This window comes from Oleiphilus sp. HI0080 (assembly GCF_001635135.1).
Window position 1 is genome coordinate 1 of sequence record NZ_LWFU01000222.1, and the last position, 533, is coordinate 533.

At 45.1% G+C, this 533-nt stretch carries 1 protein-coding gene; it reads left to right on the forward strand.

Annotated elements, in window-relative coordinates; all coding sequences use genetic code 11:
* Window positions 1–168: 168 nt before the first annotated feature.
* The coding region (locus tag A3751_RS02415; RefSeq protein ID WP_231876824.1) for a putative solute-binding protein at window positions 169–533 on the forward strand (365 nt) is incomplete at its 3' end.

The window sequence follows — 533 nt, forward strand, 5'->3', positions numbered from 1 at the left end:
TTGGAACGCTTCTCTATGGTGAGCTTGAAACCATTCGCTTGGGGCTTTAGGGTGACAGCCCTCTAAGGCTGCCTATATTAGCAGTCTTTAAAAGGATTTTGTGGACAAAGAGCATCATCAAACGTCCCCTGCATAAATAAAAATAATCGTGGGCTGTGCGAACCGAATATGAAGTCATGGATACACAAGGACGGTTTTGTTCGTTTATTTTCGAAACGAACATTCTTAATGAGCATCTTGCTCACTATGTTCGCATCATCATCGTTTGCGCTAGAGCGCAAGGTATTTTGTGTTTGGGATCCAGTAGGGCGAAGCGGCCCAGTTATNGCCTTTTATTCTGATTTGATCCCAAAAGCGCAAGCTTGGGGTTTGAGCATTCGTTTTATTGCATATACGGATGAAAAAGTCGCCGCCAATGAGTTTAAAGCCGGAAAATGCGAGGCGGTGTTACTAAGCGCCATTTTATCGCGCCAGTTTGTAAAGTTTGGCGGAACAATGGACGCCATCGGTGCCATCAGCTCGCAGAAAGGTTT